17 protein-coding genes and 1 tRNA gene are annotated in these 16,998 nt (G+C 46.8%); 12 read left to right on the forward strand and 6 right to left on the reverse strand.

Translation table 11 applies throughout. The features are described from left to right. From VIM88_RS06400 to hisS, 8 genes are all read left to right on the forward strand, one after another. Window positions 1-387 (forward strand): 50S ribosomal protein L11 methyltransferase (locus VIM88_RS06400; RefSeq protein WP_331862058.1); only part of this gene is annotated, 387 nt, incomplete at its 5' end. Next, window positions 380-2,338 (forward strand): ATP-dependent zinc metalloprotease FtsH, encoded by a 1,959-nt coding sequence (gene ftsH / locus VIM88_RS06405; protein ID WP_331862059.1) that lies wholly within the window; start codon window positions 380-382, stop codon window positions 2,336-2,338. The genes VIM88_RS06400 and ftsH, both read left to right, overlap by 8 nt. Before the next feature lie 420 nt (window positions 2,339-2,758). Next, complete coding sequence (locus VIM88_RS06410) at window positions 2,759-4,309, forward strand: 2-isopropylmalate synthase (protein WP_331862060.1); 1,551 nt, start codon at window positions 2,759-2,761, stop codon at window positions 4,307-4,309. Window positions 4,310-4,427: 118 nt separating this feature from the next. Further along, window positions 4,428-4,503 (forward strand) — tRNA-Gly (locus tag VIM88_RS06415). Between the two features lie 55 nt (window positions 4,504-4,558). Next, window positions 4,559-5,089 carry a UbiX family flavin prenyltransferase gene (locus VIM88_RS06420; RefSeq protein ID WP_331862061.1) on the forward strand — a complete coding sequence of 177 codons (531 nt, stop codon included), beginning with the start codon at window positions 4,559-4,561 and terminating at the stop codon, window positions 5,087-5,089. Continuing rightward, the gene (gene coaD / locus VIM88_RS06425; protein WP_331862062.1) at window positions 5,082-5,564 is read left to right on the forward strand and encodes a pantetheine-phosphate adenylyltransferase; all 483 of its coding nucleotides are present in this window, start codon (window positions 5,082-5,084) and stop codon (window positions 5,562-5,564) included. Before VIM88_RS06420 ends, coaD begins: the two co-directional genes overlap by 8 nt. Next, on the forward strand, window positions 5,564-6,145 hold the full coding sequence (gene tmk / locus VIM88_RS06430; RefSeq protein WP_331862063.1) for a dTMP kinase: 582 nt from the start codon (window positions 5,564-5,566) through the stop codon (window positions 6,143-6,145). The genes coaD and tmk overlap by 1 nt, the downstream gene beginning before the upstream one ends. Beyond that, entirely contained in the window at window positions 6,142-7,353 is a 1,212-nt protein-coding gene (gene hisS / locus VIM88_RS06435; RefSeq protein ID WP_331862064.1) for a histidine--tRNA ligase, read from the forward strand. The genes tmk and hisS overlap by 4 nt, the downstream gene beginning before the upstream one ends. A gap of 26 nt (window positions 7,354-7,379) precedes the next feature. On the opposite strand, the gene VIM88_RS06440 is transcribed toward hisS, so the two are convergent. The 5 genes from VIM88_RS06440 to VIM88_RS06460 all read right to left on the reverse strand — a co-directional run bounded on the left by VIM88_RS06440 (window position 7,380) and on the right by VIM88_RS06460 (window position 11,510). Then, complete coding sequence (locus VIM88_RS06440; RefSeq protein ID WP_331862065.1) at window positions 7,380-7,976, reverse strand: porin family protein; 597 nt, start codon at window positions 7,974-7,976, stop codon at window positions 7,380-7,382. A gap of 172 nt (window positions 7,977-8,148) precedes the next feature. Beyond that, entirely contained in the window at window positions 8,149-8,736 is a 588-nt protein-coding gene (locus VIM88_RS06445) for an ABC-type transport auxiliary lipoprotein family protein (RefSeq protein ID WP_331862066.1), read from the reverse strand. After that, entirely contained in the window at window positions 8,733-9,644 is a 912-nt protein-coding gene (locus VIM88_RS06450) for an MlaD family protein (RefSeq protein WP_331862067.1), read from the reverse strand. The genes VIM88_RS06445 and VIM88_RS06450 overlap by 4 nt, the downstream gene beginning before the upstream one ends. After that, window positions 9,637-10,410: an ABC transporter ATP-binding protein gene (locus tag VIM88_RS06455; protein WP_331862068.1), complete on the reverse strand. Its 774-nt coding sequence runs from the start codon at window positions 10,408-10,410 to the stop codon at window positions 9,637-9,639. The genes VIM88_RS06450 and VIM88_RS06455 overlap by 8 nt, the downstream gene beginning before the upstream one ends. Next, a complete protein-coding gene (locus VIM88_RS06460) occupies window positions 10,407-11,510 on the reverse strand; it encodes an ABC transporter permease (RefSeq protein WP_331862069.1) in 1,104 nt (367 codons plus the stop codon). The genes VIM88_RS06455 and VIM88_RS06460 overlap by 4 nt, the downstream gene beginning before the upstream one ends. Window positions 11,511-11,582: 72 nt before the next feature. Between VIM88_RS06460 and speA the strand changes: the two genes are divergently transcribed. From speA to VIM88_RS06475, 3 genes are all read left to right on the forward strand, one after another. Then, on the forward strand, window positions 11,583-13,448 hold the full coding sequence (gene speA, locus VIM88_RS06465) for a biosynthetic arginine decarboxylase (protein WP_331862070.1): 1,866 nt from the start codon (window positions 11,583-11,585) through the stop codon (window positions 13,446-13,448). A gap of 9 nt (window positions 13,449-13,457) precedes the next feature. Then, the gene (gene cysE / locus VIM88_RS06470; RefSeq protein WP_331862071.1) at window positions 13,458-14,159 is read left to right on the forward strand and encodes a serine O-acetyltransferase; all 702 of its coding nucleotides are present in this window, start codon (window positions 13,458-13,460) and stop codon (window positions 14,157-14,159) included. A 69-nt stretch (window positions 14,160-14,228) separates the two neighbouring features. Continuing rightward, window positions 14,229-15,398, forward strand: coding sequence for a pyridoxal phosphate-dependent aminotransferase (locus tag VIM88_RS06475; RefSeq protein WP_331862072.1), 1,170 nt, complete (start codon window positions 14,229-14,231; stop codon window positions 15,396-15,398). A 43-nt stretch (window positions 15,399-15,441) separates the two neighbouring features. On the opposite strand, the gene VIM88_RS06480 is transcribed toward VIM88_RS06475, so the two are convergent. Further along, entirely contained in the window at window positions 15,442-16,002 is a 561-nt protein-coding gene (locus VIM88_RS06480; protein WP_331862073.1) for a DedA family protein, read from the reverse strand. An 80-nt stretch (window positions 16,003-16,082) separates the two neighbouring features. On the opposite strand from VIM88_RS06480, the gene VIM88_RS06485 reads away from it, so the two are divergent. Then, complete coding sequence (locus VIM88_RS06485; protein WP_331862074.1) at window positions 16,083-16,997, forward strand: AEC family transporter; 915 nt, start codon at window positions 16,083-16,085, stop codon at window positions 16,995-16,997. The last annotated feature ends 1 nt before the right edge of the window (window position 16,998 follow it).

Raw genomic sequence — 16,998 nt, forward strand, 5'->3', positions numbered from 1 at the left:
GGATGCGGTTCAGGGATATTGGGGCTTGCGTGTAAAAAACTGGGGGCGAATGTTGAACTTTGCGATACGGACCCCCTTTCAGTTGAAAGCTGTAAAGAGAACTTTGCTCTGAACGAAGAAATCTATGATAAACTCTGGGAAGGTTCCATCGATAAAGCGGAACGTACCTATGATGTAGTGATCGCCAATATCATAGCAGATGTGCTCAGGTTCATTGCAAAAGAGTTAAAATCCGCCTGTAAAGAGGGTGGTCTTTTGATACTTTCAGGAATTTTAGATAAAAAAGAAGCTTTAGTAGCAGAATCATTCAAAGAACTCACTCTGGTAAAACGCACACTGAAAGATGAGTGGGTGACATTAGTATACAAGAAGGAAATAAATGGCTAATCCAAATAAAAACGACCAAGACAATAAAAATAATAATTTTTTTAACAACAACCCCTTACTGGCTTTTGCGATCTTTTCTATCGTGATCATCATGATCTTCAAGTCCTTTGTAGGCGAAGGTGACGGTCTTGGCAATATGATGGGCAGCGGCAATGCGGTGTCCCAAACCAAATCGGTCAAATATTCTGAGATCAAATCCGAGATAGAAAAAGGGACGATCACTTCTGTGAAGCTTACGCCTACCACCGTAGAAGCTATCGCGGATGAAGGTGGGCGGAAAGTGCGATTTATAGCACAGAATGTCCCTACCTATGATAAAGACCTGATCCCTCTGTTGGAAGAAAAGAACATCACCTATGAAGGTATCATGGGCGGAGGGTTCATGTCCGATCTTTTAGGCTCATTGGTTCCTATTCTGATCTTCTTTGCCATTTGGATCTTCCTGGCAAAAAAAATGTCCAAAGGTATGGGCGGCGGCATCCTTGGTGCAGGGAAAGCGGACAAGCTTATCAACTCTGAAAAACCCAACACCAAATTCAGTGACGTGCAAGGGGTGGAAGAAGCCAAAGATGAGGTTAAAGAGATCGTTGATTTCCTTAAGTTCCCCGAACGTTATATGGAACTCGGTGCCAAGATCCCCAAGGGGCTCCTTTTGGTGGGACCTCCGGGGACAGGTAAGACACTGCTTGCAAAAGCGGTGGCCGGTGAAGCCTCTGTACCGTTCTTCTCGGTCAGCGGTTCCTCTTTCATTGAAATGTTCGTGGGTGTAGGTGCCAGCCGTGTGCGTGACCTTTTTACCCAGGCAAAAAAAGAAGCGCCTGCCATCATCTTCATCGACGAGATAGATGCGATCGGTAAAAGCCGTGCATCCGGCGGTCAGATGGGTGGAAACGATGAGAGAGAGCAGACACTCAACCAGCTTCTGGCAGAAATGGATGGTTTTGGTACGAACACGCCTGTGATCGTGCTTGCTGCAACGAACAGGCCTGAAACGCTGGATGCCGCCTTGCTGAGAGCCGGACGTTTTGACAGACAGGTACTGGTGGACAAGCCAGACTATGACGGACGTTTAGCCATCCTGAAGGTACACTCCAAAGATGTCAAGCTCTCTTCCAATGTTGACCTGAGAATTGTTGCAAAACAGACCGCCGGCCTGGCAGGTGCCGACCTGGCGAACATCATCAACGAAGCCGCACTGCTGGCAGGACGATTCAACAAAAAAGAGATAGAGCAGGAAGACCTCCTGGAGGCGATCGAGCGTTCATTCGTGGGACTTGAGAAAAAGAACAGAAAGATCTCCGAAGTGGAGAAAAAGATCGTCGCCTACCATGAAAGCGGACATGCGCTGATGGCAGAACTGACAGAGGGTGCTACACGTGTCACCAAGGTATCCATCATTCCTAGAGGATTGGGTGCGTTGGGCTATACCCTGCACCTTCCTGAAGATGAAGAGCGTTTCCTGAAACAGAAACACGAACTGATGGCTGAAATAGATGTACTGCTTGGGGGCCGTGCGGCAGAAGAGGTCTTCATCGGTGAGATCAGTACCGGTGCAGGGAATGACCTTGACCGTGCCACTGCCATCTTGAAAGATATGATCTCCGTATACGGGATGACCGATGTAGCAGGCCTCATGGTGCTTTCGCGCAGTCAAAACTCTTTCCTTGGCGGCGGGGCCGTTTCTACAGACTACAGTGAAAAAATGGCGGAAGAGATGGATAACTATATCCGTACGACCTTGAATGAACGTTATGCCTATGTAAAACAGACCCTGCAGGATTACAGTCAAGCCATAAAGAATATGACGGCCGTACTCTTGGATGTGGAAGTGATCGAAGGTAAAAAAGTACGTGAGATCATCGAGGAGTATGAAAAAGAAAATAATATGGAAAGCCGTCTCGCGCATGGGGACAAGATAGCCAAAGCAAAAGAGGACAAAGAGTCCGAATAAGTGATCAACAGGCAAATACGATACCTGTACTTGCCTATGTCATAAAGAGGCACCCTCTTGTCTCACTGCGAACACCCTACTCCATAAAAGATAATTATTATCCCTTGTTTTTTACTTTTAAATAGAGTATAATACTCAAAAATTCAAAGGAGAGATTATGAAAACCATCATAAAACAACACACTATTTTCACACAAGACAGCTCTCTCCTGCTACTGCTTGCACTCTGATCGTCTAACGATCCACAACCCCTTTTTACACAATATACGAACAATTAGTTTCTAATAACTACAATTTAGGTAGAATTAGACAATCATTTACACCCATACGTGAAAGAGTATGCTATTCACCCTCACCGCACGGTGTAGCGTTAGTGAGAGGTATGATAATGCGGGTTTGCCGTATTATGAGGAGAAAGAACATGGAAACCATTAAAATATTCGATACGACATTAAGAGACGGTGAACAGAGCCCGGGGGCTTCTATGAACACAGAAGAGAAGATCCAGATCGCTGCGCAGTTGGAGCGTTTGGGCGTCGACATCATCGAAGCGGGATTTGCAGCAGCAAGTCCGGGAGATTTTGATGCCATAGACAAAATAGCACAGCGTGTCACCAATTCGACCGTCTGTTCTTTGGCACGTGCCATCGATGCAGATATCAAGGCTGCCGGTGAAGCGATCGCCAAAGCGAAGATGAAACGTATCCATACGTTCATCGCCACATCCAGCATCCATATGGAGCACAAGCTTAAAATGAAACCTGATGAAGTGATCAGAAGAGCGGTAAGAGCGGTTGAGTATGCACGTACCTTTGTAGAGGATGTGGAATTTTCCTGCGAAGATGCGGGGCGCTCGGACATCGGCTTTATGAAAGAGATAAGCGACGCCGTGATAGCAGCCGGTGCGACTACGATCAACTTGCCCGATACAGTGGGGTTCAGACTTCCTTTTGAGATCGGTGCGATGGTCAGGGAGATGAGCGAATATACCAAAGGCAGAGCGATCATCTCTGTACACAACCATAATGACTTGGGCTTGGGAGTAGCAAACTCGCTTGAAGCGGTCATCAACGGTGCAAGACAGGTAGAGTGTACCATCAACGGTTTGGGAGAAAGAGCGGGGAATGCGGCACTGGAAGAGATCGTCATGGCTTTGAAAACACGTGCGGATGTGTTTGCAGATTACAAAACGAACATCAACACAAAAGAGATCTATCCGAGTTCCCGTTTGATCGCCAACATCACAGGGATAGAGCCCCAGCCCAATAAAGCGATCGTCGGGAAGAATGCCTTTGCCCATGAAAGCGGTATACACCAGGACGGTATGTTGAAGAACAAAGAGACCTATGAGATCATCTCTCCTGCAGACATCGGTCTGGACATGGATGATACCTTGGTCCTGGGTAAACACTCCGGACGTGCGGCCTTCAAAGACAAGCTGGTCAAGCTAGGCTTTACCTTGACGGATGAAGCCTTGAATGCCTCTTTTGAACGCTTTAAGATCATGGCAGACAAAAAGAAAGAGATCTACGATGACGATATAAGAGCTTTGGTTACCGATGAAATGACCTCCGCTCCTAAGATATTTGAACTGATCTCCTTGCAGTTGATGGACTGTTCCAACGGCGTGCCTTCCGCAGCGGTCAGTATCAAAAAAGATGAGGACGAGATCATCGATGCCGCTATAGGGGAAGGGACCATCGATGCTGTCTTCAAAACGATAGACCGGATCTCTGGCTATGAAGGGCAATTGATGGATTACAAGGTAAAATCGGTCAGTCAGGGAAAAGATGCTCTGGCAAACGTCACCGTCAAGGTCTCCTTTAACGGCGAACCTGCCATCATAGGACACGGATTGCATATCGACACGATGCTGGCAAGTGCAAGAGCTTACATCGGCGCATTGAATTCCTATTTAAGTATGGAAGGGAAACTCAAGTCACGCCATTGTGACAGTTCCAAGACGATATAGTATCCTTGTGTACCGGTCCATATGCCTGGATATTTTATCCGGGCATATGGGGTTCACTAAGCATAGATATATCTGTGCTGGTGTATCATTTTACACATCGCAACTTTGATGTACTTATGCGGGCGTAGCTCAGTGGCTAGAGTTCCTGCCTTCCAAGCAGGCTGTCGAGGGTTCGAATCCCTTCGCCCGCTCCACAACCTCAATCTTAATTTCTTTTGATATAATCTTTTACTAAAACGAAGGCATAGAATGAAACTCGTAGTTGTCATTACAGGGGCATCCGGTGTTGCGCTGGGCAAAAAGTTCGTGGACTACCTGCCTGAAGGGATCGAGGTACATGTGGTCGTCTCGAATAATGCCCTCACGGTGGAGTCTTTTGAAAACAGACAGGTGACGCTGCATGCTTCTGAAAATATCGCAGCCTCCATTTCAAGCGGCTCGTTCAGAGTAGATGCAACGGCGATCATCCCCTGTAGCATGAACACGCTGGCAAAAGTGGCTTGCGGTATCAGCGACAATCTCGCGACCCGTGTGGCAGCGGTGGCGCTCAAAGAGCAAAAAAAGCTGCTGCTTGCCCCGAGGGAGCTGCCTTTCTCTGCCATTGCTTTGGAAAACATGCATAAGCTGGCCGCACTCGGTGTGATCATTGCACCGCCTGTGATGGGATACTACTCTGAATCTTCCAGCCTCGAAGATATGGAGAAGTTCATCATCGGTAAATGGTATGATGTATTAGGTATCGACAATAATTTATATGCAAGATGGAGTGAACATGACTGAGAAAAGACGGGCGATCTACCCTGGGACTTTTGATCCCATCACCAATGGGCATTTAGATATTATCGCCCGGGCATGTCATATGTTTGATGAAATTATTGTTGCAGTGGCAAACTCAGAGGCTAAAAAACCGATGTTCACCTTTGCACAACGTATAGATATGGTAAAAGCAGCAACCAAGAAGTTCCCAAAAATAAAAGTCGTCGGATTCCAGGGCCTGCTTGTAGATCTTTCTGATGACCTGGAAGCCAATATACTCGTAAGAGGACTACGCGCCGTCAGTGACTTCGAATATGAACTGCAGATGGGATATGCGAATGCATCCCTCAAAAAAGAGCTGGAAACCGTCTATCTGATGCCAAGTCTTGAGTATGCCTTCGTAAGCTCTTCGGTGGTCCGTTCCATTCTGGAGTTTGACGGGAAAGTAGAGCACCTTTTGCCGGATGAAGTATTCCAATTGATAAAGTCCATACGCTGATGTACATACTGTTTGAAGGCATAGACACCTGCGGGAAAAGCACACAGATAGCACTGATCTCACAGAAGCACCCTGAGATCATCGTGACCCATGAACCCGGCGGTACACCCTTTGGCAAAAAAGCCAGAGAGATCCTGCTGAGTGACTCACTTGCTTCCAAGCGTGCAGAACTTCTGCTTTTCCTGGCGGACAGGGCGGAACATTACCAGGAGGTCATCTCCCCGAACAGGGATAAGGTCATCATCTCTGACAGGGGTTTCCTCTCCGGTATAGGGTATGCGCTGGCCAATGGCGACTTTGATTTCGATGAACTTGTAAGCTTGAACCGGTTTGCCCTTGAAGGCCATTTCCCGGACAAGGTCATACTCTTCATCACCGACCTGAAGACCCTGAAAGAGCGAACTTCGGCCAAAAATCTGGATGGCATTGAGCTCAGAGGATTGGAGTACCTTTTAACGGTACAGGAACATATGAAAGAGAGCATACTCAAACTTGGTATCCCCCATCTGTTCGTGGACGCAAGCCAGGATATAGAAACCATACACACACAAATCACAGACTATTTAAGGAACACACTATGATCAACCCGCTACGTGGAATGAAAGACCTCACTTTTGAAGAAGGTCAACGCTTTGTACACATTGTAAAGACTGCTATAGATGTCGCAAAAAAATATGGATACAGTTACATTGAAACCCCGATACTCGAAGAGACAGCACTCTTTAAGCGTTCGGTAGGGAACAGTAGCGATATTGTGAGTAAAGAGATGTACCAGTTTGAAGATAAGGGGGGCAACGATGTCTGTATGCGCCCTGAAGGTACAGCCGGTGTGGTCCGTGCCTTTATCTCGGCAAAGTTGGACCGTCAGCCGGTCAAACAGAAATTTTACTACTATGGACCTATGTTCCGTTATGAGAGGCCGCAAAAAGGGCGTCTGCGTGAGTTTCACCAGTTTGGATGCGAAAGTTTTGGCGAAGACTCTGTCTATGAGGACTTTACCATCATTCAGATGATCAGCCAGATCTTCTCTGAATTAGGTGTGAACTTTGAACTGCTGATCAATTCACTGGGATGTGTCGAATGCATGCCTCCTTATAAACAGCACCTTGTAGGATTTTTGAGAGAAACGCAAGAAGCGCTGTGTGAGGATTGTAACAGACGTATCGATACCAACCCTATACGTGTACTTGACTGTAAGAACACCACCTGTCAATCACTGCTGGAAAATTCTCCAAAGCTTATCAACAACCTTTGTGAGACGTGTGACAGTGACTTCAACAAACTCACTGCCCTGCTTGATAAAGCAGGTATCAGCTACCGTGTAGATACCAATCTTGTAAGAGGGCTCGACTACTATAACAAAACCGCTTTTGAATTTGTCAGTAACGACATCGGTTCACAATCTTCCATCGCCGGCGGCGGACGCTATGACAAACTCGTAGAGTTCCTCGATGGAAAACCGACACCGGCTGTCGGGTTTGCCCTGGGCATAGAACGTATCATGGAACTTGTACAGATGCCTGAGGAGGAAAGAGAGGGCATTTACCTCGGTGCGATGACAGAAGAAGCTGTAGAAGCACTCTTCCCTATAGCCACTGCAAAACGTAAAGAGCAGAAAGTCTCCGTTGAGTATACTTCAAAAGGTTTCAAGAGCCATATGAAAGGTGCGGATAAAGCGAATGCGCGCTATTGTGTGCTTATCGGGGAAGATGAGTTGAAGAATGGTACGGTCTGGGTGAAAGATCTGGAGAGCAAAGAGGAGACGACTGTTCCAGTAGAAGCATTTTAAACGCTTCTACACAGTATGTTTACCCCTTAGAAGCTATACATAACCCCTGCAAAAAGGGAGTCGCCACGTGGTCCTTCTATGGTTGAGTGTTCATACTCTACAATAAACTTGTAACTTTCATTGATCGCTGTTTCAACACCCGCACCAACAATAAAACCATCGTCAGTCGTATCGATATCAAAGGCTGCTATCTCTTCCCATTCATATTCGTATCCTGCTTTGGCAAAGATGCCAAAATTGTGGGTCATTTCATAGGTATAGACCACATCGAATGAGGAGGTATAGTAGGTTCCCCTGGCCTCTTCAGTATGTCCGTGTGCTGTTTCGGTCACTGTATTGCGTGCATAGGAGAAATCATACTCCAGTGCAAACCCATTGCCCAATCTGTATCCGATGTCAAAACCATAGCCATAGTCCCTGTCACCATCGAGTACAGCCTCCCCGTGATCTACCGTATTACCCAAAACCATAAGTGCTTTCGCGATCACATAATACTTGGATTCTGTTCCGTGATGTGCACTGATCTCCGGTGTATGTACCTCTTCAGGTACGTTCGTTTCGACGGCAAAAACCTGGGTTGCCAATGGTATGGTAAGTGCCGCTGCCAAGAATGCTTTTTTCATCTGTTTTTCCTTTGCTTGAACCCTGTCAAATAATTAAGATTATAAATACTAATACTTATTACCTTAAATAAATCCTTTTTGCTTCAAACAAAGAAGGTTTTTCATAAAAAATGCTTATAGGACCAAGATTTCTTATCTCAATCAGCAGAAAAACACATTATATCGTTCAATTTTATTGAATCCATTTCAACAGATCATCACTTAACCTGATCATAATGCTGTTTGTGGCAGCAGCATACCCTTTTGCATCGGTCATTGGTGTGCGCTCTTGATAACTGAACCTTTTACTCTTTACCAGTGTGCCCGTATCTGCATTGATCAGGGTGAACTGCACAGATACCACGGCATAAGAATCTGTACCCCGTACCATATGTTCAAGATCAAAGACCGTACTTTCGAGTCTATAGTTCTCTGCCAGCGTGGACATATCTGAGAGTACGACCTTGAAAAGTCTGCTGCGGTCTAACACTTCTATGATGATCCCCTGCAGGAGCCTGCTCATGTTATTGGACCATTGAGCGTTTTGATAGATCCCTCTGTCATTGTCAGCATAGGAAAAATGCATTTTTTCAGACATCGGTTCTTTGATGCTCTGAGGGAACGAGACCTTGATACTTTTGTCTTTATAGCTGTTCGTGGTCTCTTGCTGCACTTGGGGAACCGCCAAACTGTACATGTTGAGTACAGGTGCCTTGCTACATCCTATAACTCCTGCTGCCGTCATTATCATTACCATGATCTGAAGTTTTTTTCTGCTCATTCTCCCGGTCCCCTTCTTAATTCTCTGGACTTAAACAGTAACTCGCTGGGGTTTTGTTCCAGTTGTCTCGACATCGTGGTGAGTTGGTTGGTCAGTATCTGCATCTCTATCAACATCGGCTCCAGGATCTTTTTGAGATTATAATCGCCTCTTTCTATGCTCTTCTCCACTTTGAGCGTCACGCGATTGAAATCTCTGGCCGTTTGCATCAAGGTATCGATCGTGGGGACGCTCACTGCTTTGATCTCGGCAAAATCTTTCTGCATCTGTTTAAAATCTGCAATGGCCTCTGTGAGCTTGGTGTTGATCGTATCCATCGTGACCATCATTTTATCTTCCACTGCTGTACCTTTGGCCGTCACCTTCTCCACATTATCCAGTATGTGGCCCATCGTTTCAATATTGCGGTCCGAAAAGAGTTTTTCGCTCTGTATCAAGAGTGCTTCTATTTTATCGCTCATGCCGCCGAGGTTATAGGTCAGTTTCGTCAGCAATGAGGGTTTGGTCTTTATCAGCGGGATGTGCTCTTCGGTAGGCACCAGGGTCTTAGCCTCATTGGTACCGCCCTCGATATTGATGGAGAGGAGTCCGGTGACACCGAACATTTCCGTAAAGGCTATCATATCCTCTTTGATGGGTATCCCTTTTTGTATCTCAACCAGCACCTCTACGGTTTCTATATCTTGTGGATTGATCTGTATTTTGCTCACTCTACCGACATTAACGCCATGCAGTTTTACATTCGAATCTATCGAGAGGCCGGCAATGGATTCCTTCATTTCAAGCCTGTAGAGATCATACTCGTCATCCAGACCATATTTGGCAAGCCAAAAAGCGAACCAGACCATGCCTGCCCCGAAAAGCAGTACGAAAATACCGACGATCGTATAATTGACTTTGCTATACATCTTTCACCTTATCTTTGAACCGCTCTTTAGTGTACTCGTTCTTGAAGAACTCTTCTACAAAGGGATGTTGTGATTGTAACACATTTTCAAGTGTGCCTTCGGCTACCACTTTTTTGTCTGCCAGCACAGCCAAGCGGTCCACGATGCTGAAAATACTCTCCAGGTCATGTGTGATCATGACGACCGTGATCCCAAGCAGGTCACGCAGCTCCACGATAAGGGAGTCAAAGTTCCGTGCCCCGATAGGGTCAAGGCCTGAAGTGGGTTCATCCAGAAAGAGCAGCTTCGGCTCCATCGCCAATGCCCGTGCCAGTGCAGCGCGTTTCACCATACCGCCGCTCAACTCGGAAGGATACAGCGCTCCCACATGCGGTTCCAGCCCCACCAGTGCCAGCTTCGACTGTACCAGTTTATCACGCATGCCTTTAGAGATATCGGTATACTCTTTGAGCTGTACTTCTATATTTTCTGCAACGGTCAAAGAGGAGAAAAGTGCGCCGAACTGAAAAAGCACTCCCCAGTCACTCCGTAACGCCTGTGCCTCTTTGAAACTGATACCGCTTAATGGTCTACCCAGAACGGTCACCTCTCCCGCATTGGGTTCCAGCAGCATGATCATCTCTTTCATCAGGACGGATTTCCCGGAACCGCTCTGACCCAGGATCCCATAGATCTCATTTTCATCTATATGCAGATCTATCCCGTCATGAATGGTCCTGTCTCCGAATCTTGTCACGATATTTTCCACTTTAATGACAGGATTCATAAGCCAAGCTCCGTAAAGATCACTGAAAAAAGTGCATCAAAGGCAATGACCAGAAAGATGGAGTTAACCACCGATGACGTGGTATGCAGCCCGATACTTTCTGTTTTATGGGCTACCTGAAACCCTCTGAAACACCCTATAGCTGCGATCAAAAAGGCAAAAACAGGCCCCTTCATCATCCCCAGCAGATAATGCTTCACTTCCAGTACCTCGTAGACCCTCTCTATAAATACGGTCATAGAGATACCCAGCTGCATGTTGGAAGCGACCATCCCGCCAATGATGCCTACAATATCGGCAAAGAAGATCAGTAAAGGCAGAGCGATCATCAAAGCAAATACACGCGGGAGCACCAAAAAGGTATAGGGATCAAACCCCATCGTACGCATCGCAGATATCTCTTCTGTGATCTTCATCGCCCCTATCTCGGCGGTATAGGCAGAACCGCTGCGTCCGGCGATGACTATGGCCGTGATCATGGGGCCCAGCTCTCTGGTGATCGAGATGGCCACCGTATCGACGATAAAAATATCCGCACCGAACTTGGCCAACTGCACCGAGCCCTGATAGGAGATGACCATCCCTACCAGAAATGAGGTGAGCGCGATGATAATGAGCGCATTGAACCCTGACTGATGGATATGATAGACCGTCTCTTTGAAACGTATGGCTTTGGGATGAAGAAAAGTATGGAACATCGCATAAAAAAGATGCCCTGTAAAGGTGGTGAAGTCTTTGATGTCCTGAGCGGCTTCAAGCGTATGTCTACCCAAATTTTCAAGCGTGCTTTGTTTCCTGGAAGGTATGGTCTTTGGGATATCCCTGTTGAGAAGGTCATACATGTCTTTTTGATTTTCCGTATAGCCGACCACCTCCACCTCCGTTGCATTCTGAAACCGTTCCAGATGTTCTATGAACAGCAGGACACCCGCACTGTCAAAATCGCTTATGGCCGAAACATCCCAGATGATCTTCCTGTCGCACGGAACTTCAAGCAGTCTCTTTTCGATCTGAAGTACCGTGTGCAGCATCCATTCCCCTGCAGAGATAAGCGTAAGATGATCCTGGTGCACTTCATATCGTAAGAATATTTCCTTCATAGAAACTATTATAGGTAAGATTAGATTAAGTTTTGCTATAATTATTATCATATTAAAAGCAAGGATATCAGCATGAAAAGTTTTGGTTTAGACATTTGGGGGGATAAGAACTTTATCATCCAAAAAGACACGGTGAACGTCAATCATGCCTCGAAACCTTCACTGCTCGAGATCACGCAGGAGATACGGGAAAAAGGCTATAAAGGCCCTCTGCTGCTTCGATTTCCCCATCTTATCAAAAAACAGATCTCTACACTCTTTGACACCTTTAACAAGGCCCGAAAGGAGTTTAACTACCAGGGGGATTTCCAGGCGGTCTTCCCGCTCAAGGTCAACCAGTTCCCCAACTTTGTACATGCCCTCATGGAAGTCTCGCAGGACTACAGCTATGGGCTCGAGGCCGGGAGCAAAGCAGAACTGATCATTGCGATGACAAAAACACCCCTGGGTGCCCCTATCACTGTCAACGGCTTCAAAGACAAAGAGATGATATCGCTCTGTTTCATCGCTGCAAAGATGGGCCATAATATTACAGTGACCATTGAAGGACTGGGCGAACTGGAGACGATCATACAGGTGAATGAGGAGTTTAACGCCGGCATTGAAACACCCATATCTCCCAAGATCGGTGTACGTATACGTCTGCACAGTTCCGGGATAGGTATCTGGGCAAAGAGCGGGGGCTACAGTTCCAAGTTCGGCCTTACCTCGACCGAACTGCTTGAAGCCTATGAGCTACTGAAAAAGAATGCCCTGTTGGATTCTCTGTGGATGATCCATTTTCATATCGGCTCGCAGATGGGAGATATCGCCCCTTTAAAGAAAGCACTCAGGGAAGCCGGGAACATTTATGCGGACCTCAAAAAACGCGGTGCCGATGCACTCGGTGCCATCAACATCGGGGGAGGACTGGCAGTGGAGTACAGCCAGCACTCGCACAACCAGGAGCGGAACTACTCTCTCAAAGAGTTCGCCAACGATGTCATCTATCTTATGCAGGAAATATCCAAACGCAAAGGGGTGCAGGAGCCTGCGATCTTTACAGAGTCAGGCCGTTTCATCGCTGCATCGCACTCGGTACTCATCACACCGGTACTGGAACTCTTTTCCCAGGAGTACCATGAGAAAGGTCTGCGCCTGAAAGAGGTCAATCCTCCCCTTATACAGGAGCTTTATGACCTCTTGAACAGTATTAAACGCGAAAATGCCAGAGAGTACCTTCACGATGCGCTCGACCATATGGAAAGCCTGCTCACGCTTTTTGACCTGGGGTATATAGACCTTGAAGACCGTTCCAATACAGAGATACTTGTCAACCTTATCATCAAAAAAGCGATCTTTCTGCTTCAGAACGAAGATGCCGATGAACTGAACAAGTTGCAGGACCGCATACAGGAGAAGTATCTGGTCAACTTTTCGGCCTTTCAGTCACTGCCTGATTTTTGGGGATTGGCACAGCAGTTCCCTATCATGCCGCTGGACAGACTGGATACCAAACCTACCAACCCGGCGAGTATCTGGGATATCACCTGCGACAGCGACGGAGAGATAGGCTTTAACAGAGACCTGCCTCTCTACCTGCATGACATCGATGTCTCCCAGGAAGAGTATTTTCTTGCCTTTTTCCTGACAGGTGCCTATCAGGAAGTACTGGGAATGAAACACAACCTCTTCACCCATCCTACTGAAGCCGTCATTACCTTTGATAAAAAGGGGAAGTATCAGATAGAAGACCTGATAGAGGCACAAAACCTTATGGATGTGCTGGATGACCTGGAGTACGACACGAGCATCATAGATAAAACGCTCAAATATCGTATTGAAGAGTCTGAAGAGCTGAACCACGAAGAAAAACGTGAGCTTTTAGGCAAACTTTACCTCTATTTAAGTGAAAATAGCTATCTTAAGACCATTCAAGCTCTGGACGATAAGAATTAAGGAAAGCCTGTGAACCCATTTAGTCTGATCAAAGAAGATTTTCTCAATGTTAAAAGAAATGACCCTGCCCTTCACTCTACCTTTGAGCTCTTCTTCAACTATCCCGGTCTTTGGGCCCTGTTGTTCCACCGTATCGCACATTGGCTTTATAAAAAAGGTCTAAGGTTCCTCCCCAGGTTCATCTCTGCCATAGGCCAGTTTTTGACCGTGATAGACATACACCCCGCTGCAAAGATAGGCCGCAGGGTTTTCATAGACCATGGGGTGGGTGTCATCATAGGCGAAACAGCCATTGTCGGCAATGACGTACTGATCTATCAGCAGGTGACACTGGGAGGTGTCAGTACCAATACAGGAAAACGGCACCCTACCATTGAAGATGGCGTGGTTATCGGAGCCGGCGCCAAAGTGCTTGGCAACATCACTATCGGTGCCAATTCAAAGATAGGGGCCAACTCTGTGGTGGTAAAGAATGTACCGCCTGAATCAACCGCCGTAGGCATACCTGCACGTGTACTCAAGAGAGGGTACGATAAAACCCCGCTCAGCCACGACAAGATCCCTGATGTCAACAAAGAGATATTTAAATACCTCATCAAACGTATAGAGAATCTTGAAGCTACCCTTCCTCAGGACCAGCAGGCAGGGATCAAGGAGAAAGACCACAAGCTTGAAGAAGTTTATGATAATTTCATCCATTCTATGGACTAACATAGAACACTTCTAAACCACTTTTGGATATACTTGCTAAATTTTTAATTTAATGTAAGAGGGTTTTTTATGCTTTCAAATCGTATACAGACACTATCTCCTTCCCTTACTATCGCCATCTCTTCACTCGCACGTGATTTGAAAGCGCAAGGAAAAGATGTGCTTTCTTTTTCTGCGGGAGAGCCGGACTTTGGTACTCCCCAACGCATCAAAGATGCAGCCATCAAGGCCATCAACGAGGGGTTTACACAGTACACCGCTGTACAGGGTATTCCGGAGGTGCTGGAAGCGGTAGCATCCAAGCTCAAAAGAGACAACGGATTGGACTACGCGCCTTCAGACATCATCGTCAGCAACGGTGCGAAACAGTCACTCTTCAACCTGTTCCAGGCGGTACTGAATGACGGAGATGAAGTGATCATTCCTTCTCCTTACTGGGTCACCTATCCTGAGCTTGTGAAGTATTGCGGTGCCGTACCTGTCATCATAGAGACGGATGAGATCGGCAAATTTAAAATGACCGCGGATCAGCTCAAGGCGGCTATCACGCCTAAAACCAAAATGGTTATTTTGACCACACCTTCCAACCCTACCGGATCGGTCTATTCAGAGTCCGAACTGCGTGAACTGGCTGAAGTCCTTGAGGGAACAGATATCCTTGTCGCATCGGATGAGATGTATGAGAAGCTGGTCTACGACATTGACTTTGTCTCTGCAGCGAGTATCAGCGAAGATATGTACCAGAGAACGGTGACCATCAACGGTCTGAGCAAATCGGTTGCGATGACGGGATGGCGTTTTGGATACCTGGCCACCCCGAACAAAGCCCTCATAGCTGCGATGAACAAGCTTCAGAGCCAGAGTACCTCGAACATCAATTCCATCACACAGAAAGCAGCTATCCCTGCACTGCTTGGCGAAGTGGATACAGAGATCGAACAGATGAGAAGAGCGTTTGAAGGCAGAGCGGAAGAAGCGGTGAAACTCTTCAATGACATCGATGGTCTTTCCGTGCTGAAACCCCAAGGCGCGTTTTACCTCTTTGTCAACATCAAAGATGTCAGCAATGACTCGATAGAGTTCTGTAAAGAGCTGCTTCAGTCTACGGGCGTTGCCGTGGTTCCCGGTATAGGGTTTGGCGCTGAAGGGTACTTCAGGTTCTCATTCGCTACCGATATCACAACGATCCGTGAAGGTATCAGACGTATCGAAAAGTTCATCGCGCAAAAAAGAGCCTAGGTCTACTTTGTTCTACAATGCTTGATGGTAACACCCGTTACCATCATTTTTTCTTTTTCCTGGTCATATTTTCCATCATAAACCACACCGCACCAATAATACTGAACAAGATCACCGGCGCGATCCATGGGTTTATCTTGATATAGGCAAAGACCGCAATGATGGCTTCACTTGAATAATAGGCGCTCAACCCTATCGTCAGTACGAACAGGATAGAGGCAAAGACATTGTAAAATGCGAACTTCCTGAAATCATACTTCGCCAGTGCCATCGAAAGCGGTACAAGCGTTTTGATTCCATAGAGGAATTTCTGTATAAATATCGCCAGGACCCCGTACTTGCGCATGATCAGGGTGGCCAGTGCAATTTTCCGCTTGTGTTTGGCGAAATACGGCTCTATCCCTTTTTTCTGATATTTCCCCAAATAGAACAAGAATATATCCCCCAGGAAGTTTGATATGGTAGCCACAGTTAACGCGATCGTCAGGTCCATATTGCCCATATATGAGAAGACACCTGCCGCAGCCACGATGAACAGTGAACCGCCAAATGCAAAAAATGCCACCGCCAGGTAACCCCACGCTTCCAAAGAAGTAAAATCCATAAAAAGTCCTCGATCGTTTACGGGTATTTCGAAAAAACCCTTATAAAGAATCATACCCAAAATAAGTTATAATCCCTCTCATGATTGAAACACTAATGAGCATCCTCTTCGTCTATGTTTTTATACTTCTGGGCTATATGGCCAAACGCATCTTCCAGGACGACATGAATACAAAGACCCTGACGCTGATGTCTGTGTACTTTTTACAGCCCTTTGTGACCGTCTGGGGATTCAGTACCGCCAAGCTGCACAGCGAGCATCTGTATGTGCCGCTTTTATACCTCGCCATCATCTTTGCCCTCCTTGTTCCGACGGTCCTGCTGGGCAAGATGCTCTTTGCCGACCCCAAAGAGCGGGCGATCTTCTCCATCGCCGGCTTTGTAGGAAATACAGGGAACATCGGTATACCTCTGGGGATCGCCCTTTTTGGGGAGGCCTCTGTCATCTATACGACACTGATCAACATCGCCAATGTCTTTGTGGTCTACATCATCGGTGTTTATATCTATTCACGGGGTTCGTTCAGCATCCGGGATTCACTCTATAACATTGTAAAGATCCCTATCATCCCGGCTTCCGTCGTCGCCATCGTGATCAACCTCTATGATGTGCCTCTGAGCAGCCAGCTGCAGGAGTTTTTCAAGATGGGGGCCTACACCGGTATCGTCTTGCAGCTCTTTTTGCTGGGAACCTTCCTGCAGGGTATACGCATCAAAGAGCTGCACCCCAAGCTCTTCATAGGCACGATTAGCCAGAAATTCATCATCGTGCCTTTGGCCACGGCCATCATCCTCTCTTTTACCAACCTGCCGCTTTTTGTGCAAGGGGTGATCTTCATGGAGATGATGGTGCCGCTGGCCGTTGCAAATATCAATCTTGCCTCACTCTATAACTGCAGGCCCAAGGACGTGACCTCCCTCATACTCCTGAGCACACTTTTGTTCATGCCGCTGCTATTTGTGCTGAGCTATGTGACAAATCACTACTATTTGTGAT

The organism is Sulfurovum sp., assembly GCF_036568385.1.
Taxonomy (GTDB): Bacteria; Campylobacterota; Campylobacteria; order Campylobacterales; family Sulfurovaceae; genus Sulfurovum.